Below are 21142 nucleotides of genomic sequence, written 5' to 3'. Positions count from 1 at the left end.
GCCGCCGCCATGTCGACACCCGGCCCGCGTGCGCGCCCCCGCCGCGCCCCGTTTTTCACATTTCTTACATTCACGCTGCGTATCGTTGACGACTTTCCTACGGTGCCTCCCATGCGACGACTCCTCACGCGCGCGCTGCTCGTGCGCTGCGCCCCCCTTGTTGCCCTCGCCGCGTTGTCCGCGTGTTCGAATCACATCGATACACCGGACGATCCGGCCAGCGCATCGGTCAACGTCCAGGCCGCCTGGGTCGAGATCGGCGATGCGAACCAGGCGATCGCCCGAGTCATCACGAACTACACGCCCGCGTCGGCCAGCGACCCGCTGTGCCCGCAGCTGACCGTCGACGGCAAGCTGTCGCGCATGGCACTGCGCGCGGGCGCCGCGACGCTGGCACAGCGGCCGACCGCCAGCGATCCGGCCGATTCGAAACCGTCGAGCTTCCCGGTCTCCGTCTGCGAAACGACGCTGCCGACGGGTGCGCAGGCCGCGAGCGTCGCAGGCCGCACGCTGCCGCTGCCAAAAGCGCAGCCGCAGCGCATCGCGATCATCGCGGACACCGGCTGCCGCATGAAGAAAGCCGACAACGCGTGGCAGGCGTGCAACGACGCGACGGTCTGGCCGCTCGACACGATCGCGGCCAGCGTCGCGAAACTGTCGCCCGATCTCGTGCTGCACGTCGGCGACTACCACTATCGCGAGAACGCGTGCCCGCCGGACATCGCCGGCTGCAAGGACAGCCCGTGGGGCTACGGCTGGGATACGTGGCAGGCCGACCTGTTCCGCCCGGCTGCGCCGTTGCTCGCGAAGGCGCCATGGGTCGTCGTGCGCGGCAACCACGAGGAATGCGCGCGCGCAGGCCAGGGCTGGTTCCGTTTCCTCGATCCGCGTCCGTATTCGGCGGCGCGCTCGTGCGACGATCCGGCCAACGACAACAACGCGAACTATTCGGAACCCTATGCGGTGTCGCTCGGCGGCGGCTCGCAGGTGATCGTGTTCGATACCGCGAAGGTCGGCCGCATCGCGCTCAAGACGACCGACGCGCAATTCGGCATCTACCAGAAGCAGTTCCAGACGGTCGCGTCGCTCGCGTCGAAGGCCGGCATGACGACGACGATCTTCACGAACCATCACCCGATCCTCGCGTTCGCGCCGATCGCCGGCAGCACGCCCGCGCCCGGCAACCTCGCACTGCAGTCGGTGATGTCGAGCCTCAACGCACAGGCGTACTACCCGCCGGGCGTGCACGTCGCGCTGCATGGCCACGTACATGACTTCCAGGCGATCAACTTCTCGTCCGGGCACCCGGCGACGATCGTGTCCGGCAACGGCGGCGACAACCTCGACGTCGCGCTGCCCGACCCGTTCCCGGCCGGCCTGACGCCCGCACCGGGCGCGGTGATCGAGCGGCTGTCGCACAACAACAGCTTCGGCTTCCTGATCATGGAGCGCCGCGCAGCGCCCGCGACGGGCTGGGTGTTCCATGCGTATTCGGCGGCAGGCAAGCTGCTCGCATCGTGCGACCAGTCGGGCACGACGCTCGCCTGCGACAAGACGGGGTTCATCGCGCCGTGAGTGAAGAAGTCCGATGTGACGGCCGCGTGGTGCGCGGCCGTCGAATGCTGCACACGCTTGCCGTCACGCTGCTCGCCGGCTTGACGCTCACGGCCCACGCCGCGCCGGCCGAAACGGGTCTGCTCCCCGGCGCGCCACCGTCGCGCGTCGTCGACACGATCGGCAACGGCACACCGCAAGTGACGGGCAAGATCGATGCGGCCACCGCACGCTTCGCGCCCGACCCGACGCTCGTCGCGCTCGGTCGCCGGATCTTCTTCGACCCGCGGCTGTCCGAGCCGCGCGGCATGTCGTGCGCGGGATGCCACGATCCGGGCCGAGCCTTCGCACCGACGTTGTCGGCCGCCGCGCTCGCGGGGCCCGGCGTGCCGGAAGGCAGCCGGCCCGGGCGCTTCAGCCGGCGCAACGCGCCGTCACTGCTCTATGTGCGCTACGTGCCGCGCCGCCACTTCTACCAGGACGACGATGCGCCCGCACCGTCGCCGTTCGGCGGCCTGTTCAGCGACGGCCGCGCGGATACGCTCGCCGAACAGATTCGCGGGCCGCTGTTCGATCCGGACGAGATGAACAACCGGTCGCCGGCCGCACTGCTGCGCAAGGTCAACGCGACCGAGCTCGCGACCGATCTCGCCGCGCGCTTCGGCGCGCCGGTGCGGCGCGATCCGGAGCAACTGGTGCGCGCGCTGGGTTCGGCCGTCGAGGCCTATCTGCAAAGCGACGAGATGGCGCCGTTCACGTCGCGCTTCGACGCGTTCCTGCGTACGCGCAAGCCGCTGGCGCCGGCCGAGATGCGCGGCCTCGCGCTGTTCCGGAACCCGGACAAGGGCAACTGCATGACCTGCCATACGCTGTCGGACACGTCGAGCCGTCCGGAGCGCTCGCTGTTCACCGATTTCGGCTACGACGCGATCGCGGTGCCGCGCAATCGCGCGCTGCCGGCGAACCGCGACCCGCGCCATTTCGACAACGGGCTGTGCGACACCGCGCGTCGGCTGCGCTGGCCCGAGCCGACGCAATGGTGCGGCTACCTGCGCACGCCGGGGCTGCGCAACGTCGCGGTCAAGCAGACGTTCATGCACAACGGCGTGTTCACGACGCTGCGCGACGCGGTCGCGTTCTACAACACGCGCTCGACCGATCCCGGCTTCTGGTATCACGGCGCCAACACGTTCGACGACGTGCCGGCCGCCTATCGCGGCAACATCAACGTCAACTCGACGCCGATGAATCGCCGTCCCGGTACGCCGCCCGCGCTGACCGACGCGGAAATCGACGACATCGTCGCGTTCCTCGGCACGCTGACCGACGCGCGCTATACGGGGGTCGCAGCGCCGGCGGCGCCCGTTACCCCCGCTTCCCGGATCACGCGAACCGCCACGCCGGCGCATTGACCCTGGCCGGACGGCCAATCGCACGCGCACCCGCTTGCGGTCGCCGCAAACACTGGTTATATTTACAGTACTGTATTTATGAACAGTGAGGTGCGAGATGGAACATCTGGTCCGTATCGTCAACGAAGCCGATCGCCAAGTGCTGGCGTGGCTTCGCGCCCAGGTCGGCGATGCCCGCGTCGAGCGCGCGGCTCGCCAGCTCGGGCATACGCGCAAGCCCTTCCCGTCCGCCGTGTGCCGGTACCTGGGCATGAGCGCGCCGGCCACGCTGCGTCAGGCCGACCGGCCGCGCGCCGCACGCGACTTCTCGGTCGGCGATCGTTACCTGTCGCTGATCCGCCAGCACCTCGCTACACATTCGGCCAGCCGATGAAATGGCGGCGGGTTGCCACTACGGCGCCTCGGCAAGCCGGAATGCTCGCGTATTCGCCTGTCCGGCCGGCCGCCGCCGCTGCGCTTACGCTGCCGCCGTGGCTTCCCGTACGAGGCGGCCGAGCGTTTCGAATGCCGCTGCGTGCGCCGCATCGAACACGCGTGTGCAGGCCCGCCAGATATAGCCGTCGATGCGGTCGGAATTCGAGAAGATCGAACCGGGCGCGATCCTGATCCCCTGCGCCGGCGCGGCGTCGAACAGCGCCGTGGAACGCGCGCTATCCGGCAATGCGATTCACAGCCGCATTCCACCCAATGGCTGGTTCATCCGCGTGCCGGGCGGGAAATGCCGCGCGATCGCGTCGATCGTCACATCGCGCTGCACGCACCATTGCTCACGAAACCGAGGCAGATGGCGGTCGAACGCACCCGAGCCGACGAATTCGGCTGCCACGGCCTGCTACGGCATGGTGTTGTGCCTGTTGTGCCGGCTGTGCTCGAGCATTCCCGAAATCGAAACTGGCCAAATCACGACGCGCCCGTGGCAGTCACCTCATCATCGCTGCGACTGACGGACACGTTCGGCTCCAGGCATCCTTGCGACCGCCGCAACCTGCCCGGCAGGCGCGGCCGCCACATCAATGCGCGTTCCGGCGACGCTCGACCCATTCGAAAATCACCATCCCGGCCAGCATCGCGACGACGAACACGATCCCCTTTACCGATCCGAAGCCGATCGACACGATCGCGGGCCCCGGGCAGAACCCGGCAATCCCCCAACCGATACCGAACACGGCACTTCCGGCAACCAGGCGCACGGTGATCGCCCGCAGCGCCGGCAACTGCATCGGCAGACCGAGCCACGACCGCGTCCGGCGCTTCGCCCACGCGAACGCGAACACGGCCACCCCCGTCGCGCCCGCCATCACGAACGCGAGCGACGGATCCCAGCGGCCGGCAAGGTCGAGAAAGCCGAGCACCTTCTGCGGATTGGCCATGCCGGACACGATGAGGCCGACGCCGAACAGCAGCCCGGCCAGAAACGCGAATCCTGCCTGCATGTCAGCCTCCCAGCACGTGCAACCGCACGAAGACGGTCACGAAGCCCGCGACCATGAAGGTCGCCGTCGCGACCACCGAACGCAGCGCACCGCGCGACATCCCGCACACGCCGTGGCCGCTCGTGCAGCCGCCCGCGTACCGCGTGCCGATCCCGACCAGCAGGCCGGCCGCCAGCAATTCGAGCCAGCTCGCATCGACCCGCGGCGTCAGACCGGTTCCGGCGACGCGCATCACGACCGGCGCGACGATCATCCCGCCGACGAACGCGATGCGCCAGTCGCGCTCGCCCGCACCCGCCGTCAACAGCCCGCCGACGATGCCGCTGATGCCGGCGATCCGGCCGTTGAACGCGACGAGCCACGCGGCCGCGAGCCCGATCAGGACACCACCGGCCAGCGACAGCCACGGCGTGAAATGAAGCGCATCAAGCTGCATCGCGCGCCCCTTTCGCGGCCGGGCCGCAGAACTGTTCGTACAGCACGCCCATCACCGCGATCGCGGCCGGGCTGTCGAGCGAATAGTGGATGTTCTTGCCGTCGCGACGCGTACGGACCAGCGCGTTGTCCCGCAACACGCCGAGCTGCTGCGACAGTGTCGGCTGGCGGATGTCCAGCCGTGTTTCGAGATCGCTGACGCAGCGCTCGCCCTGCGACAGTTCGCACAGCAGCAGCAGCCGGTCGGGATTCGACAACACCTTGAGGAGCGCGCAAGCCGATTCGGCGGCGGCGCGCATCTGATCGGGCTCGGGTAACCCGGCGGGAAGAGCGTCGTTCATCGGGGCATGAAATCAATTAAAGAAACAATATTATATAAATTTATATATTATTGTTTCCCGCCATGTGCGTACTGACGCCCTTGCCGCCCGCCTTCGCTCAGGCCTGCTCGCCCGCAACCCCGTCGACACCCGACGCCCGCGCCGCTTCGGCACGCACCATGCCGAGCGCCAGCACCGCGATCGCCGCTATCACGCTGGGCGCCGCCACGACGGCAAACGCGGTCGACAGCGGCACGCCCATCGCCAGCATCGCGCCGCCGGCCATCGATCCGACGACCGAACCGCCCCGGCCAATCCCGTTCGCCCAACTCACGCCGGTGGTCCGGCACGCGGTCGGATAAAACGCGGCCGACAGCGCATTCGCGCCGACCTGCGAACCCGACACGCAGAAACCGGCCGCGAACACGGCAAGCGCGGCGCCCCAAGGCGACGCGGCAAACACGCCGATTGCCGCGACGAAGATGCCGGCCGCCGCATAGCTGCAAGCCAGTACGCGATGCGGGTCGAAGCGGTCCATCAGCCAGCCGAGGACAATCGCGCCGAGCGTGCCGCCGACCTGGAACATCGCGGTCACGCGCGCGGCCGTCTGCAGCGTCGCCCCGGTCGTGCGCAACAGCGTCGGTAGCCAGCTCGACAGCAGGTAGATGACGAGCAGGCTCATGAAGAACGTCAGCCACAGCAGCAGCGTGCCGCGCAGCAGGTTGGCATCGAACAGCCGGCCGAGCGGCGACCCGGCCGGCTTGCCACCCTGCGCGACGAACGACGCGTGCGCAAGGTGCGGATCCGGCGCAATGCGGCCGAGCATCGCCGCGATCCGCGCGGAAGGCGCGTTCCGGCTGACGAGATAGCGCACCGATTCCGGCAGCCGCCACGCGAGCACCGGCAGGAGCAGCAGCGGCGCGGCGCCGCCGACCACGAGCACCGAGCGCCAGCCGTGATGCTCGATCAGCGACGCGGCGGCAAGCCCGCCGAGCGCGGAACCGATCGTGAAGCCGCAGAACATCGTCGTCACCAGCAGCGAGCGGCGGCGCGCCGGACAGTACTCGGACGTCAGCGTGATCGCATTGGGCATCGCGCCGCCGAGCCCGAGCCCGGTCACGAAGCGCCACGCGATCAGCTCGGTCGGGCCACCCGCGCTTGCCGATGCGGCGCTCGCGATGCCGAAGCACGCCACGCACGCGAGCAGCAGGCGCTTGCGGCCGAACCTGTCGCCGAACGGCCCGAACACGAGCGCGCCGGCCATCAACCCGGCAAGCCCCGCGCCGAACACGGGCGCCAGTTGCGCGGGCGACAGGCCCCATTCCGCGCGGATGACGGGTGCGATGAAACCGATCGATGCGGTATCGAACCCGTCGATCGCGACGATCAGAAAGCACAGGACGACGATCGCGGCCTGAAACGGCGCAACGCGATGCCGGTCGATCCATTCGCTGACGTCGATGGACAGCGTATCGGCCATGATGGTGTCTCCTCCAGGAAGGCGGTCGCGCGTCGTCTGTCGTTGAAATACGCGCCGCCGGATTCGGGCTGAACGGATGCGTTACGCGACCGTCTTCAGGCAATCCTCCGCGCGCCAGCCGTGCAGCCAGTCGAGCGCGTCATAGAACTGCGCCTGCGTGCGACCGACCCAGAGCCCGTTGCGCACCTGCCGCTCGACGCCTTTCGCGTGATAGATCCGCCCCATTTCCCGTGCCGAATACAGCACGCGTGCAGTGCGCGGAATCCGCACGCGCTCGTACAGCGCGAACGCGGCCTCGAAATCGCCGTTCGTGTGTGCAACGGCCGCGCCGAGCGTCACCGCGTCCTCGAGCGCCTGGCATGCGCCCTGCGCGATGTATTGCGTCATCGGATGCGCGGCGTCGCCGAGCACCGTCGCGCGGCCCGCGCTCCAGCGTTCGACCGGATCGCGGTCGGCGGTCGCCCAGCGCTTCCACGACGTCGGCCGGTCGAGCATCTGCTTCGGCAGCGGATGAATGCCGTCGAAGTACGACAGCACTTCTTCCTTGCTGCCCTCACGCACGCCCCACGTCTCCTGCTCGCGGCTGTGGAACGTGACGACGAGGTTGTACTGCCGCCCGCCGCGCAGCGGATAGTGGACGAGATGGCAATGCGGGCCGGCCCACACGACGGGCGCATTGATCTGCAGATCCTTCGGCATGTTGTCGACGTCGACCACCGCGCGATACACGACGTGGCCCGTCACGCGATGCGCATCGCCGATCAGCGCGTGACGGATCGCGGACTTCACGCCGTCGCAGCCGATCACCGCATCGGCGCGATAGCGTTCGCCATGCTGGTCGATCACGGTCACGCCGTTGCCGTCCTGCTCGAAACCGCACACCTGCGTGCTCGTCCGGAACTCGATCAGCGGGTGATCCTTGACCGCCTCGTAGATCGAAAGATGGATGTCCGCGCGATGGATCACCGCATACGGATTACCGAAGCGCTCGCGGTACGCGGCACCCGTATCGATGCGCGCGACCTCGCGTGCATCGATCGCATCCATCAGTTGCAGCCAGTCGGTGAATACTGCGCGGCCGCGTGCCGCCTCGCCGACACCCAGCGCGTCGAGCGCGTTGAATGCATTCGCCGCGAGCTGGATTCCCGCGCCGATCTCGCCGATCTGCTCGGCCTGTTCGAGCAGCTTCACGCGGATGCCCTGGCGCGCGAGCGCCAGCGCCGCCGCGAGCCCGCCGATACCGCCGCCGATCACGAGTACGCGTCGGCCGTTGTTGTGTGTCTCGCCCATCTCTGTCTCCTGCTTCTTGTTACGCGACGTAATCCGGTTGCCGCTGCGGTTGTGCGGCCTCGAAAGCCGGCTCGTGCCGCGCGTGCTCATACACCGCGAGGCTGCGCGGATACGCGCTCAGGTCGCAATCCATCCGCAACGCGTTCGCGACCTGTGGCACGAGGCACACGTCGGCCAGCGTCGGCGTATCGCCGAAACACCACGGGCCCTCGTCCGCGCGTGCGAGCAGCCGCTCGACGCCGGCCATCCCCTCCGCGACCCAGTGCCGGTACCACGCGGTCTTCTGCTGCAGCGTGACCTTCAGCTCGCTGTCGAGATAGCGCAGCACGCGCAGGTTGTTGACCGGATGGATGTCGCACGCGATCAACGCAGCCAGTTCCAGCACGCGCGCCCGACGGCGCGGCTCGATCGGAATCAGCCGCGGTTCCGGATGGATCTGGTCGAGGTAATCGAGGATCGCGAGTGACTGACCGAGGCGGAAATCGCCGTCGATCAGCGCCGGCACCGCCGCCGACGGGTTCACCTGCGCGACGTACGCGGCGTCGCGATGCTCGCCGGTGCGGATGTTCACGGGCAGCGTGTCGTACGGCAGCCCTTTCAGCGCGAGCGCGATGCGCACCCGGTAGGATGTCGAACTGTTGAAGAAGCTATGCAGTTGCACGATGTAACCTCTCGGGAAAAATGCGTCAGACCACGCGCACGGTCAGTTCGCCGAGACGCTCGACGCCAACCTTCATCACGTCGCCCGCCACCACTGCGCCGACTCCCTCCGGCGTACCCGTGAAGATCACATCGCCCGGTTCGAGGCGGAAGAACTTCGACAGGTCGGCCACCGTTTCCGCGACCGACCAGATCAGGTGCGACACGTCGCTCTTCTGCTTCGTCGCGCCGTTGACGGTCAGCCACAGGCCGCCCTGCTCGAAATGACCGACGTCGCTTGCCGGATGCACGGGCCCGATCGGTGCCGAGCGGTCGAACGCCTTGCCGATTTCCCACGGCCGGCCCATTTCGCGCATCTTCATCTGCAGGTCGCGGCGCGTCATGTCGAGGCCGACCGCATAGCCCCACACGTGTTCGAGCGCGCGTTCGAGCGGAATGTCCGACCCGCCCTTGCCGATCACCGCGACGAGTTCGGCTTCGTAGTGATAGTTCTGCGTCTGCGACGGATACGCGAGATCGAGCGTTTCGCCGTATGCAACCGGCACGATCGAATCGGCCGGCTTGCAGAAGAAGAACGGCGGCTCGCGATCGGGATCGAAGCCCATTTCGCGCGCGTGGGCCGCGTAATTGCGGCCGACGCAGTACACGCGGCGCACCGCGAAGCGGGCGTCGCTGCCGGCGACGGGCAGCGCCACGGGCGCTTCGGGCGGGAAAACGAAAGTCATGAACGGCTCCTGCGTAGGCATGAAGGAAGGGGCGCGCCGCCACGACGGCGCACGGAAAACAGTTCGTTGAGCGCGCCGGCGTCAGTCGCGCGCTTCGCGCAGCAGGTTCAGCGCGGACAGCACGGGCCGGTCGGAATAGCTGAACAGCACGCTGTCGGACGACGCCGACAGCCGTACCGGCGCCCACGACGGCGAGACGAAGATGTCGTGCGGCGCGAATTCGAATGCGTTGCCGCCGATGTGCGCGGTGCCGCTGCCCTCGACGACGCAGTAGATCGTCGCGTCCGTGCTGCGATACGTGCGGCCGTCGAAGCCGGCAGGCAGGAACTGCATGAAAGTCGCGATGGTGGGCATCGGCCAGCCGCCCGTCGCGGGGTTCACATAGCGCAGCTTCACGCCGTCCCACGCATCGAGCTCGCCGTTCCGGTACAGCGCGTCGAGCGCCTCGCGGGTGCGGGCATACGGATAGCTGAACACCGGCGACGTCGGATCGCTCACGCGATGCCGCACCGGCACCATGTTGTGACCGAATCGCGCGAGGCTGTCGCCTTCCGGGCGATTCACGGGCTGCACGGCATCCGGGTAGTTCTCCGCGAAACCGGCGTCGAGATTCGCAACGAGCGGAATGTCGAGCCCGTCGAGCCACACGACCGGCTCGCCGCCCTCGTCCACCGACGGATTGCCGTGGTCGTGCCACGCCCACGACGGCGTGATGATGAAGTCGCCCGGATGCATCGTCGTGCGCTCGCCGTTCACGGCCGTCCATGCGCCGCGCCCTTCGACGATGAAGCGCAGCGCCGACTGCGTATGCCGGTGGCTCGGCGCGATCTCGCCCGGCAGGATCAGCTGCAGCCCCGCGTACAGGGTCGGCGTCATGCTCGACTTGCCGGGCAACCCCGGGTTCTCCAGCACCAGCACGCGGCGCACGGCTTCTTCCGCGCTGATTACGCTGCCGGCCTGCATCACGAGGTCGCGCACCTGCGCGTATTTCCAGATCGCGGCTTGCGCGGCCGGCTGCGGGGATTTCGGCACGAGGTTGTGCAGCGATTCCCACAGCGGCGCCAGGCGTTGCTCGGCGATCCGTGCGTAGTAGGCGGCGCGCGACGCGTCCGGATGGGTCGTCATGATGTCTCCTTGAAGGCGGCCGATCGGCATCGGCGCCGGGTCTGTCTGGTCGGGGACCGTGCAGCAGTCCGTGAGTGAATTTATATTCGACGCAGCCATACCCGGTAAAATGGTTAAATCATCTAATCCATATAGTTATGGATATATCTCCTTGCGACGAGGCATGCGATGGACTGGACCCACCGGCTGCGACTGCGGCATCTGCAGGTACTGCTGAGCCTGGCCGGCACCGGCAATCTGAGCCAGTCAGCGGTCGCGCTCGCGACCACGCAGCCCGCGCTGTCGAAATGGCTGAAGGAGCTGGAAGCAGATGTCGGGCTGCCGCTGTTCGAACGGCATGCGCGCGGCCTGCGGCCGACGCCCTACGGCGAAGCGCTGATCGAGCACGCGCGCCGCGTGGAAGCGCAGCTCGACGTCGCGCGCGACGACATGGCCGCGCTGCGCGAAGGCGGTAGCGGCCTCGTGACGATCGGCACATCGGGCGTTGCGGCGGCCGATACGGTGCCGCTCGCGGTGTCCCAACTGCTGAAGCGGATGCCGCGCGCACAGGTGCGTCTCACCGAAAGCACGATGAACCAGCTGATGCCGCAGCTCGCGCGCAGCGAACTCGATATCGTCGTCGGCCGCTCGGGCTCGACCTCCGTCGATCCGCTGCTGCGCGCCGAAGCGCTGTATGTCGATCCGGTCGTGTTCGTCGCACGGCCCGGCCACGCGCTTGCCGGTGCGGCGTCGGTCGACTGGGACGACGTGCTCGCCTATTCGTGGATCGTGTGGCCGTCGGGCACGCCCGTACACAATGCGCTGGAGGCCGCGCTGACGGCCGCCGGCCGCGTGCGGCCGCCGCACTGCGTCGAATCGAATTCGTCGATCCTCAACCTCACGCTGCTGAACAACACCGACCTGCTCGGCGTCGCGTCGCATCGTGCCGCGCAGCGCTTTGCGCAACTGAACGCGATCCGGATCCTGCCGATGCGGCTCGAAGGCCAGGGCGCGGTGTCGATGTACTGGCACCCCGACAGCGCGAATCGCGCGGCGGTGGCCGCGACGATCGAGTGCCTGCGCGCTTGCGCGGCGCCGCAAGTCGGCGGATGGGAGAAAGTGAAGGTGGAATGAATGACGCGGCCCGGTGTCAACCGGGCCGCGTTGCTGCGTTGCTGCGTTGCTGCGTTGCTGCGTTGCTGCGTTGCTGCGTTGCTGCGTTGCCGCAACCGCGCGTGCGTCACGCGCCGTCGCAGGAGACCGTGCCGTCCAGCATCAGCGTGCCGACCCGCACGGGCACGAGCGGCGTGCGCGGTACCGGCGGCGTCCAGCCGAACAATGCCTGTGCAGCCGCACCGCACACGCGGCCCTGGCATGCGCCCATCCCGCAACGTGACTGCAGTTTCGCGGCCGTCCAGCCCGGCGCTTGCGCGACGGCATCGAAACGCACGTCTTCGCAGCGACACAGCAGCGTATCGGGCCGCGCAAGCCGGCGGATCGGCTCGCGGATCGCAAAGCGCTCGCGTACGGCATCGGCAAAAGCCTGCCAGTGCGCGCGCTGCGCAATCAGCGCGGCCAACTGCGCCGTCTGCCCGGTCGCCACATAACCGGCGATCTCGCCTTCGACCATCGCCAGCTCGCTGCCGCCGACGCCCGTGCACTCGCCCGCCGCCAACACCCGTTCGCGGCTCGTACGCTGGTGCACATCAACCGTCACCGCGCCATTGTCGATCCGGCAGCCGAGATGGCTCGGCAGCACGGTGTTCGGCACGAGGCCGAAACCGCACGCGAGCCGGTCGCAATCGACCTCGAACTCGCGATCGCCCTGACGAATCCGAACGCGTTCGAGTCGCTTGTCGCCGAATGCCTCGACGACATGCGCATCGGGCCGGTAAGCGGCCGTGACGAGCTTCGCGGCCTGCGCGAGCTTCGACGGCCAGCGCCACAATCCCGCGCCGAAACCGGCCACGTCGCCCCACGCGGCCTGTTCGAGTACGTGCGACACACGCGCGCCGGCCTGACGGGCCGTCGCTGCGCTCGCGAGCAGCAGCGGCCCGCTGCCGGCAATCACCGTGCGTTGCCCGCTCACGTCGAGGCCGTACTTGATCAGCGCCTGCAAGCCGCCTGCCCCGGTAACGCCCGGCAGCGTCCAGCCCGGGAACGGCAGCAGCAGCTCACGCGCGCCGCAGCAAAGAATCAGCGTCCGGAAATCGAGCAGTAGCCCGCGTTCGTCATCCTCGAGCAGCAGCGTGCCCGGCTGGGTTTCGGCGACGATGCGCGTCGCCGCGAGATGCGTGACGTTCGGCTGACGCAACACGGCGAGGCGTTCGGCGGCGACCGGCGCAGGCTTGACCGCCGCGCCTTGCCGCCAGATCTGCCCGCCCGCGCGCGGGTTGTCGTCGACGATCGCGACCGTCGCGCCGCCTTTCACAGCAGCCCGCGCGGCCGACAGCCCGGCCGGGCCCGCGCCGACGATCGCGACGTCGACGCTCAATCGTTCCTGTTTCATCGCGTACGCTCCACCTGCATCCCGTCGCGGCACAGCGTCTGGCATGCCAGCCGGCGCCGGCCGTCGATCGTCATCCGGCATTCCTGGCAAACGCCCATCCCGCAAAACGGCGCACGCGCCGCGCCCGTGCACGACACCCGCGTCGTGTCGTCGCCGCTCGCCGCAATGGCGGCCGCGACGGTCGCGCCGTCGGCCACCGTCAGCGCGCGGCCGTCCAGATGAATGATCATGTCAGCGCTCCGGCTACGGGGGACGCGGTCAGGAAGCGTCCCGGCAAATACGGTTCGATATCGATCGGCGGCCGCTCGCCGGCCATCAGTGCGGCGACGAGCCGCGCGCTGCCCGGCGCGGTCGTCACGCCGAGCCCTTCGTGCCCGACCGCGAGCCACACGCCCGGCCGCGCCGGGTGCTCGCCGAGCAGCGGCAGGCCGTCGGGGCTTGCGGAGCGGAAGCCGGTCCATGAGCGGATGCCGTTCAGGTCGGCCAGATCCGGCAGGTAGCCCACCGCGCGGCGCAGCATCCGGGCCAGCACGGGCGGCTCGACGCGCGCATCCTCGGTGTCGAACTGGCGCGACGAGCCGATCAGCAACTGGCCGGTCGGCCGTGGCTGCACGTTGAACGCGACCGACGTGCCGTCGCTCGCATGCGCGCTCGCCGCATAACCGAGTTCGACGAGCTGGTGCGACACCTGGCCCGGATAACGATCGGTGATCAGCAGGTGGCCCTTTTTCGGGCGCAGCGGCAATTCGGGCAGCAGCGTGCGAGCGGCAACGCCATTCGCGACGACCACGCGCTCCGCGCGCAGCGTGTCGCCGCTTGCGAGCGTCACGCTCGGTCCATCGACCGCGACCGCCCGGTCGCGGCGCAACGTGATGCGCGGGGCGCGCTGCAGCAGCCAGTTCGCGGTGACGGGCGCATAGAGAATCGCGTCGCCGGGAATCTTCAGCGCGCCGCCAAGACCCGTGCGCAGCATCGGCTCCAGTCGTGCAAGCGCCGCCGCGTCGATCAGCTCGCCGGCCACGCCGTGCGCAGCAAGCGTCGCCTGCTTGGCGCGCGCCAGATCCATCTCGTGCGCGTCTGCCGCGAGCCACAACGTGCCGCAGTTCCGGTACGCGCAGCCTTCCGGCATGTCGCCGCTCAATGCGCGCCACAGTTCGATCGAGTAATGGCTGAGCGCGAGTTCGGCCGCGTTGTCGTCCATCGCGACGAGGTGGCCCATCCCCGCGCCGGTCGCGCCGCCGCTCGCGTCGTCGACGACGAGCACGCGCAGCCCGCGCTGCGCGAGTTCGTGCGCACACGCCGCGCCGACGATGCCGGCGCCGATCACGACGACGTCGGTCTTCGTTTCGCTCACGACCCGATGCCCCAGCCGAACGGATCGTCTTCCTCGATCAGCAGCGTCGCTTCCGCGCTCAGGTGCGCGCTGCCGCGGATCGTCGGCACGATGCCGCCGTCGGCCTGCTCGTAGCTCGCGTGGAACACGCTGCCGATCACGCTCGCCTGCCGCCACACGGCGCCCGGGGCAAGCTTGCCGTCGGCCGCGAGACACGCGAGCTTCGCGCTCGTGCCGGTGCCGCAAGGCGAACGGTCGTACGCGAGGCCCGGGCACAGCACGAAGCTGCGGCTGTCGTGTTCGGCGTCGTCGGCGAACAGCTCGATGTGGTCGATCTCGCCGCCGTTCGCGCCGGTGATGCCCGCGCGCTCGAGCCCTTCGCGCACGGCCGACGCATACGCGGTGAGCGCCGCGACGTTGTCGCCGGTCACGCGCTGCCCGTGGTCGCTGATCAGGAAGAACCAGTTGCCACCCCACGCGATATCGCCCTTCACGGGGCCGTATCCCGGCACGTCGACTTTGACGCCCTGCGCATGGCGATACGCGGGCACGTTGCGCACGCTGACCGACAGGTCGTCGTGCAGCGTCGCCTCGACGGTGCCGACGGGCGTTTCGATCCGGTGCACGCCGGGGGCGATGCGGCCCATGTGATGCAGCGTGCGCACGACGCCGATCGTGCCGTGCCCGCACATCCCGAGATAGCCGCTATTGTTGAAGAAGATCACGCCGGCCGCCGCGTCGGGCGATACGGGTTCGCAGAGCAGCGCGCCGACCAGCACGTCGCTGCCGCGCGGCTCGAGGATGCACGCGGTGCGGTAACGGTCGTGCTCGCGCGCGAGCACGTCGCGGCGCTCGGCCATCGTGCCGCTGCCGAGCGAAGGGAAGCCGGACACGACGAGCCGAGTGGGTTCGCCGCCCGTGTGCGAATCGATGATCTGGATGCGCTTCATCATGAGCCGTCCGAAGTGGGGAAAGGAGCATAGCTTCCTCCGTCGCGCGTCCGTCCGCTTGTGGCTTTTCGATGAGGACGACGACGAAATCGGCATAGTGCGACGCGCCCGTCGCGCCCCTGCCGGCCGCTGTGCCGATTTCGTCATTTTGCTCCGCGATACGACTCAAGCGTGATGGGCATTTGCGCGGCGATACTGGTTGCCACACCGACACACCTGTCGGCCGACCGATACGAACGTAGGAGATTTCAGTGAGCCGCAAATCCATTCAATGGACCGGGGTTTTCCCGGCCGTCAGCACCCAGTTCAAGCCGGACTTTTCCCTCGACATCGACGCCACGCACCGCGTGGTGAAGAACCTGGTGAACGACGGCGTGTCGGGCCTCGTGGTCTGCGGCACGGTCGGCGAAAACACGTCGCTGTCGACGAGCGAGAAGCTCCAGGTGATCGAGGCTGCGCGCGACGCGGCCGGCGGCAAGATTCCGGTGATCGCCGGTATCGCCGAATTCACGACCGAATTCGCGCGCAACACGGTGCGTGAAGCGCAGCGCGTGGGCGTCGACGGCGTGATGGTCATGCCCGCGCTCGTGTACTCGGCCAAACCGCATGAAACCGCCGCGCACTTCCGCGCGGTCGCAACCAGCACCGACCTGCCGGTGATGGTCTACAACAACCCGCCGATCTACAAGAACGACGTGACGCCCGACGTGCTGATCGCACTGCAGGATTGCGAGAACATCGTCTGCTTCAAGGATTCGTCGGGCGATACGCGCCGCTTCATCGACCTGCGCAATGCGGTCGGCGATCGTTTCGTGCTGTTCGCGGGCCTCGACGACGTCGTGGTCGAGAGCATCGCGGTCGGCGCAGAAGGCTGGGTGTCGGGCATGTCGAACGCGTTCCCGAAGGAAGGCGAGACGCTGTTCCGCCTCGCGAAGCAGAAGCGTTTCGACGAAGCGCTCGCACTGTATCGCTGGTTCATGCCGCTGCTGCACCTCGATGCCCGCCCCGACCTCGTGCAGTGCATCAAGCTGTGCGAAGAGCTGGTTGGCCGCGGCAGCGCGATCACGCGTCCGCCGCGCCTCGCGCTGCAGGGCGACACGCTCGCGGAAGTGAAGGCGATCGTCGCGAAGGCGCTCGAAACGCGCCCGGCACTGCCCGACGTCGGTCTCTGATCGACTCCCCTGCGGCGGCGCGCAGGCTTCCCCTGCTCGCCGCCGTCTCCGGTCCGGCATTGGCCCGCGGGCCCGTTTGCACCGGCGCCAGCCCGCGCCGCGCGTGAACGGGCCGCGTCCTGCCCCGGTCGTTCGAACCGGGCGACGCCGGCCGGCAGGCGTGCGCGCTGCTCCGTCGGAGCGCGCGCAGCTTACGCCTGTACCGCCATTCCCCAGGAGACAAGCCCATGCCAGGCCAAGGCAACGCTCAACCGTCTGTCCCGCTTTCCCGTTCCGCGCTCCCCGACGCGGGTCACGGCAAGTTCAAGAAACAGCTGTCGCTGACCGATCTCACGTTCATCGGTCTCGGTGCCATCTTCGGTTCGGGGTGGCTGTTCGCCGCGAGTCACGTGTCGACGATCGCGGGCCCGGCCGGCATCTTCTCGTGGCTGCTCGGCGGCTTCGCGGTGCTGCTGCTCGGCATCGTCTACTGCGAACTCGGCGCCGCGCTGCCGCGTGCCGGTGGCGTCGTGCGCTACCCGGTGTTCTCGCACGGCCCGCTGCTCGGCTACCTGATGGGCTTCATCACGCTGATCGCCTTTTCGAGCCTGATCGCGATCGAAGTCGTCGCCGCGCGCCAGTATGCGGCCGCGTGGTTTCCGGGCCTGACGGCCGAAGGATCGAGCGACCCGACGACGCTCGGCTGGCTCGTGCAGGCAGCGCTCCTCTGCTTCTTCTTTTACCTGAACTATTCGAGCGTGAAGACGTTCGCGAAAGCGAACAACATCATCAGCATCTTCAAGTTCATCGTGCCGCTCGCGGTGATCGGCGTGCTGTTCACGTTCTTCAAGCCCGCGAACCTGACCGTGCACGGCTTCGCGCCGTTCGGCATGCCGGGCATCGAGATGGCCGTGTCCGCGGGCGGCATCATCTTCGCGTATCTCGGGCTCACGCCGATCGTGTCGGTCGCGAGCGAGGTGCGCAATCCGCAGCGCACGATCCCGATCGCGCTGATCCTGTCGATCCTGCTGTCCACGCTGATCTACGTGCTGCTGCAGCTCGCGTTCATCGGCAGCATCCCGACCACCATGCTCGCCGCCGGCTGGCACGACGTCAGCAAGGCGTTCTCGCTGCCGTACCGCGACATCGCGCTCGCGCTCGGTGTCGGCTGGCTCGCGGTGATGGTCGTCGCCGACGCGATGATCTCGCCGAGCGGCTGCGGCAACATCTACATGAACGCGACGCCGCGCGTCGTCTACGGCTGGGCGAAGACGGGCACGTTCTTCAAGGTGTTCACGCGTGTCGACGAAGCGTCGGGCATCCCGCGCGCCGGCCTGTGGCTCACGTTCGGCCTCGCGATCTTCTGGACGCTGCCGTTCCCGTCGTGGGAAGCGCTGATCAACATCGTGTCGGCCGCGCTCGTGCTGAGCTATGCGGTCGCGCCGGTCTCGGTCGCCGCGCTGCGCCGCACCGCGCCCGACCTGCCGCGGCCGTTCCGTGCGGTGGCATTCGGCATTACCGGCCCCGCGTCGTTCGTGATCGCCGCGCTGATCGTCTACTGGTCGGGCTGGAGCACGGTGTCCTGGCTGCTGGGCCTGCAGATCGTGATGTTCGTCATCTATCTCGCGTGCCGCCGCTGGGTGCCGACCGCGCACCTGAGCCTCGCCGAACAGGTGCGTTCGTCCGCGTGGCTGATCGCGTTCTATGCCGCGATGATCGTGCTGTCGTATCTCGGCGGCTTCGGCGGCACGGGCCAGCTCGCGCATCCGTACGACACGGTCGTCGTCGCGGCCGTCGCGCTCGCCATCTATTACTGGGGCGCCAACACCGGCGTGCGCGCCGACAAGCTGCAGCTCGACGACGACGAGGACTGACGCGCTCCCGCCGTTTCCCATGATCCCCGCGGCCGGGCGCACCACGCCCGGCCCCTGCTTTTTTCCGAGGAAAACCATGCAACTCACAGGTCAACTGCTGATCGGCCAGTCCGCCGTCGCCGGACAGAACGGCACCCTCCACGCGATCGCCGCCGCAACCGGCGAACCGATCGAACCCGCTTTCGGCGGCGCGAGCCTGCACGACCTGGAGACGGCCTGCGCGCTCGCCGACGACGCGTTCGACCTCTATCGCGAAACATCGCTCGAAGCGCGCGCCGCATTTCTCGACGCGATCGGCCGCCACATCATGGCGCTCGGCGACGACCTGATCGAGCGCTGCGTCATCGAAACGGGGTTGCCGCGCGCACGCATCGAAGGCGAACGCGGCCGCACGGTCGGCCAGCTCGCGCTGTTCGCTTCGCTCGTGCGTGACGGCGGCTTTCTCGACGCACGGATCGATCCTGCGCGACCGGAGCGCAAGCCGCTGCCGCGCGTCGACCTGCGCCTGCGCAACGTCGCGGTCGGGCCTGTCGCCGTGTTCGGCGCGTCGAATTTCCCGCTCGCGTTCTCGGTCGCCGGCGGCGACACGGCATCGGCGCTGGCAGCCGGCTGCCCGGTGATCGTCAAGGCCCATTCCGCGCATCCGGGCACGTCGGAACTCGTCGGCCGCGCGATCCAGCAGGCCGCGCGCGAATGCGGGATGCCGGCCGGCGTGTTCTCGCTGCTGTTCGACGCCTCGCGCGAGATCGGCCAGGCGCTCGTCGCCGATCCGCGCATCAAGGCAGTCGGCTTCACCGGCTCGCGTCGCGGCGGCGTCGCGCTGATGCATATCGCGGCCGCGCGCCCCGAGCCGATTCCCGTCTATGCGGAAATGAGCTCGATCAATCCCGTGCTGCTGTTTCCCGCCGCGCTCGATGCGCGCCACGACACCATCGCGCCGCAGTTCGTCGCATCGCTCACGCTCGGCGCCGGCCAGTTCTGCACGAACCCCGGCCTGGTGCTCGCCGTCGACGGCCCGGCGCTGCGCGCGTTCGAAGCCGCGTCGGCCGATGCGGTGCGCGCGGCGGCCGCGCAGACGATGCTGACGCCGCATATCCACGCGAGCTATGCGCAAGGCGTCGCGGCGCTGCGCGGTCACGATGCGGTCGAGCTGCTGGCGGAAGGTGCGGAAGGCGGCCGCCATCAGGCCCGCGCGGCGCTGTTCGCGACCTCGGCCGACGCGTTCATCGCGCGCCCGGAACTGCGCGACGAAGTATTCGGCCCCGCGTCGCTGATCGTCCGCTGCCCGGATGCCGATACGCTGCATCGCGTGCTGAAATCGCTCGAAGGCCAGTTGACGATCGCCGCGCATCTCGCCGACGGCGACGCGACGCTGTTCGCCGCGCTGCGCCCGACGCTCGAACGCAAGGCCGGCCGCATTCTCGTCAACGGCTTCGGCACGGGTGTCGAGGTCGGTCACGCGATGGTGCACGGTGGCCCGTTCCCGGCGACCTCCGACACGCGCACGACGTCCGTCGGCGCACGCGCGATCGAGCGCTTCCTGCGCCCCGTGTCGTACCAGGACCTGCCGGACGCGCTGCTGCCGGACGCGATCCGCGACGGCAATCCGCTGCACGTGCCGCAACGCATCGACGGCGTGCCCGCGCCGCGCGAGGTGAACCATGACTGAGCAAACCGCCGAAGTCGTCCTGTCGCTCGATGAAGTCCATGCGCTCGCGCTGCGCGTGCTGACGCACCACGGGATGTCCGACGCGCATGCGCGGGCCATCGCCAACGTCATCACGCAGGGCCAGCGCGACGAATGCCATTCGCACGGCGTGTACCGGCTGCTCGTGTGCGTGCGTTCGCTGAAGAAGGGCAAGGTCGATCCGCAAGCGGTGCCGACGCTGCGCAAGCTGTCGTCGTCGATCGTTTCCGTCGACGCGCATCGCGGCTTTTCGCTGCTGAGCTTCGAAACCGGGCTGCCCGTGCTCGTCGAGATGGCGAAGCAGCACGGCATCGCCGCGATGACGATCAATCACTGCTACCACTTCTCGGCGCTGTGGCCCGAGGTCGAGGCGATTGCCGCCGAAGGGCTGGTCGGCATCGCGATGAATCCGAGCCATAGCTGGGTCGCACCGGAAGGCGGCCGCGAACCCGTGTTCGGCACGAACCCGATCGCGTTCGCATGGCCGCGCCCCGGCGGCGAGCCGTTCGTGTTCGATTTCGCGACGAGCGCGATCGCGCGCGGCGACATCGAGCTGCACGCGAAGCAAGGCAAGGCGATTCCATCGCACTGGGCGATCGACGCCGACGGCCAGCCGACCACGGACCCGAAGGCGGCGCTGCAGGGTGCGATGCGCACGTTCGGCGGCCACAAGGGCTCGGCGCTCGCGGCGATGGTCGAATTGCTCGGCGGCGCGCTGATCGGCGACATGACCAGCCGCGAATCGATGGACTTCGACGAAGGCGTCGGCGCGACGCCGTGCCACGGCGAGCTCGTGATCGCGTTCGATCCGAAGGTGTTCCTCGGCGACGATCTCGATGCGGGCCTCGCACGCGGCGAACGGATGTTCGAATCGATCGTCGCGCAGGGTGCGCGGCTGCCGTCGCAACGGCGCTTCGACGCCCGCGCGCGCAGCATCGCGAACGGCGTGCGGGTTCCGAAGGCGCTATACGACGAAATCCTGACGCTGCTCGACTGACACCCGAGCGCGGGGGCGGCGCGGCTTCGTCATCGACGAGAAGACGACTCCGCCGCCTCCCGAACCGGCCGGGCCGGCAGCTCGCAGCCGTCACGTCAGTCACGCGACCCATGCCCGTCGCCGGCCCCATGGGCGCCACGCCCGCGGCGGCTGTGGGATAATCGCCGAGTTTGCCCAGGGCGCAGCTCAAGAGGTTGTTCGCACGGGCGCGAGAGAGGCCTTTATTCC

20 protein-coding genes and 1 pseudogene are annotated in these 21142 nt (G+C 68.7%); 8 read left to right on the top strand and 13 right to left on the bottom strand.

The genetic code is table 11. The features are described from left to right. Positions 1-111: 111 nt before the first annotated feature. From U5809_RS27465 to U5809_RS27455, 3 genes are all read left to right on the top strand, one after another. On the top strand, positions 112-1575 hold the full coding sequence (locus U5809_RS27465; RefSeq protein WP_322088825.1) for a metallophosphoesterase: 1464 nt from the start codon (positions 112-114) through the stop codon (positions 1573-1575). Between the two features lie 44 nt (positions 1576-1619). Further along, positions 1620-2966: a cytochrome-c peroxidase gene (locus U5809_RS27460; RefSeq protein ID WP_322088824.1), complete on the top strand. Its 1347-nt coding sequence runs from the start codon at positions 1620-1622 to the stop codon at positions 2964-2966. A 97-nt stretch (positions 2967-3063) separates the two neighbouring features. Next, on the top strand, positions 3064-3339 hold the full coding sequence (locus U5809_RS27455) for a hypothetical protein (protein ID WP_034191604.1): 276 nt from the start codon (positions 3064-3066) through the stop codon (positions 3337-3339). 84 nt (positions 3340-3423) lie between these two features. Here the strand turns inward: U5809_RS27455 and U5809_RS27450 are convergent. From U5809_RS27450 to gtdA, 9 genes and pseudogenes are all read right to left on the bottom strand, one after another. Continuing rightward, positions 3424-3825 (bottom strand): annotated as a pseudogene (locus U5809_RS27450) (PLP-dependent aminotransferase family protein); the annotation flags it as partial. Between the two features lie 151 nt (positions 3826-3976). Continuing rightward, positions 3977-4399, bottom strand: coding sequence for a DUF6691 family protein (locus U5809_RS27445; RefSeq protein WP_322088823.1), 423 nt, complete (start codon positions 4397-4399; stop codon positions 3977-3979). Position 4400: 1 nt separating this feature from the next. Then, complete coding sequence (locus tag U5809_RS27440; RefSeq protein WP_322088822.1) at positions 4401-4835, bottom strand: YeeE/YedE family protein; 435 nt, start codon at positions 4833-4835, stop codon at positions 4401-4403. Then, on the bottom strand, positions 4825-5175 hold the full coding sequence (locus U5809_RS27435) for a metalloregulator ArsR/SmtB family transcription factor (RefSeq protein ID WP_322088821.1): 351 nt from the start codon (positions 5173-5175) through the stop codon (positions 4825-4827). Before U5809_RS27435 ends, U5809_RS27440 begins: the two co-directional genes overlap by 11 nt. A 97-nt stretch (positions 5176-5272) precedes the next feature. Beyond that, positions 5273-6634 carry an aromatic acid/H+ symport family MFS transporter gene (locus U5809_RS27430; protein ID WP_322088820.1) on the bottom strand — a complete coding sequence of 454 codons (1362 nt, stop codon included), beginning with the start codon at positions 6632-6634 and terminating at the stop codon, positions 5273-5275. An 81-nt stretch (positions 6635-6715) separates the two neighbouring features. Continuing rightward, entirely contained in the window at positions 6716-7924 is a 1209-nt protein-coding gene (locus tag U5809_RS27425; RefSeq protein WP_282510427.1) for a 3-hydroxybenzoate 6-monooxygenase, read from the bottom strand. 19 nt (positions 7925-7943) lie between these two features. Then, positions 7944-8585: a maleylacetoacetate isomerase gene (maiA, locus tag U5809_RS27420; RefSeq protein ID WP_322088819.1), complete on the bottom strand. Its 642-nt coding sequence runs from the start codon at positions 8583-8585 to the stop codon at positions 7944-7946. Positions 8586-8610: 25 nt separating this feature from the next. Beyond that, positions 8611-9309, bottom strand: coding sequence for a fumarylacetoacetate hydrolase family protein (locus U5809_RS27415; protein ID WP_282510431.1), 699 nt, complete (start codon positions 9307-9309; stop codon positions 8611-8613). A gap of 81 nt (positions 9310-9390) precedes the next feature. Next, the gene (gene gtdA, locus U5809_RS27410) at positions 9391-10434 is read right to left on the bottom strand and encodes a gentisate 1,2-dioxygenase (RefSeq protein WP_322088818.1); all 1044 of its coding nucleotides are present in this window, start codon (positions 10432-10434) and stop codon (positions 9391-9393) included. Positions 10435-10602: 168 nt separating this feature from the next. Between gtdA and U5809_RS27405 the strand changes: the two genes are divergently transcribed. Further along, entirely contained in the window at positions 10603-11547 is a 945-nt protein-coding gene (locus tag U5809_RS27405; protein WP_322088817.1) for a LysR substrate-binding domain-containing protein, read from the top strand. 106 nt (positions 11548-11653) lie between these two features. Here the strand turns inward: U5809_RS27405 and U5809_RS27400 are convergent, their stop codons facing one another. The 4 genes from U5809_RS27400 to U5809_RS27385 are packed head-to-tail and all read right to left on the bottom strand — an operon-like array spanning position 11654 to position 15205. Next, complete coding sequence (locus U5809_RS27400) at positions 11654-12922, bottom strand: FAD/NAD(P)-binding oxidoreductase (RefSeq protein ID WP_322088816.1); 1269 nt, start codon at positions 12920-12922, stop codon at positions 11654-11656. Further along, positions 12919-13152, bottom strand: coding sequence for a 2Fe-2S iron-sulfur cluster-binding protein (locus U5809_RS27395; protein ID WP_040139619.1), 234 nt, complete (start codon positions 13150-13152; stop codon positions 12919-12921). Before U5809_RS27395 ends, U5809_RS27400 begins: the two co-directional genes overlap by 4 nt. Next, positions 13149-14276 (bottom strand): FAD-dependent oxidoreductase, encoded by a 1128-nt coding sequence (locus U5809_RS27390; RefSeq protein WP_322088815.1) that lies wholly within the window; start codon positions 14274-14276, stop codon positions 13149-13151. The genes U5809_RS27395 and U5809_RS27390 overlap by 4 nt, the downstream gene beginning before the upstream one ends. Continuing rightward, positions 14273-15205, bottom strand: coding sequence for a 4-hydroxyproline epimerase (locus U5809_RS27385; protein WP_322088844.1), 933 nt, complete (start codon positions 15203-15205; stop codon positions 14273-14275). Before U5809_RS27385 ends, U5809_RS27390 begins: the two co-directional genes overlap by 4 nt. 251 nt (positions 15206-15456) lie before the next feature. Between U5809_RS27385 and U5809_RS27380 the strand changes: the two genes are divergently transcribed. From U5809_RS27380 to U5809_RS27365, 4 genes are all read left to right on the top strand, one after another. Further along, entirely contained in the window at positions 15457-16377 is a 921-nt protein-coding gene (locus U5809_RS27380; protein WP_282510444.1) for a dihydrodipicolinate synthase family protein, read from the top strand. Between the two features lie 227 nt (positions 16378-16604). After that, complete coding sequence (locus tag U5809_RS27375) at positions 16605-18230, top strand: APC family permease (RefSeq protein WP_322088814.1); 1626 nt, start codon at positions 16605-16607, stop codon at positions 18228-18230. 76 nt (positions 18231-18306) lie between these two features. Then, positions 18307-19899 (top strand): aldehyde dehydrogenase (NADP(+)), encoded by a 1593-nt coding sequence (locus tag U5809_RS27370; protein ID WP_322088813.1) that lies wholly within the window; start codon positions 18307-18309, stop codon positions 19897-19899. Continuing rightward, on the top strand, positions 19892-20914 hold the full coding sequence (locus tag U5809_RS27365) for an Ldh family oxidoreductase (RefSeq protein ID WP_322088812.1): 1023 nt from the start codon (positions 19892-19894) through the stop codon (positions 20912-20914). Before U5809_RS27370 ends, U5809_RS27365 begins: the two co-directional genes overlap by 8 nt. The last annotated feature ends 228 nt before the right edge of the window (positions 20915-21142 follow it).

It is taken from the genome of Burkholderia sp. BCC1999, assembly GCF_905339975.1.
GTDB lineage: Bacteria > Pseudomonadota > Gammaproteobacteria > Burkholderiales > Burkholderiaceae > Burkholderia.
The sequence above is the reverse complement of the archived record's forward strand: the minus strand, read 5'-3'. Positions and strand labels throughout refer to the sequence as shown.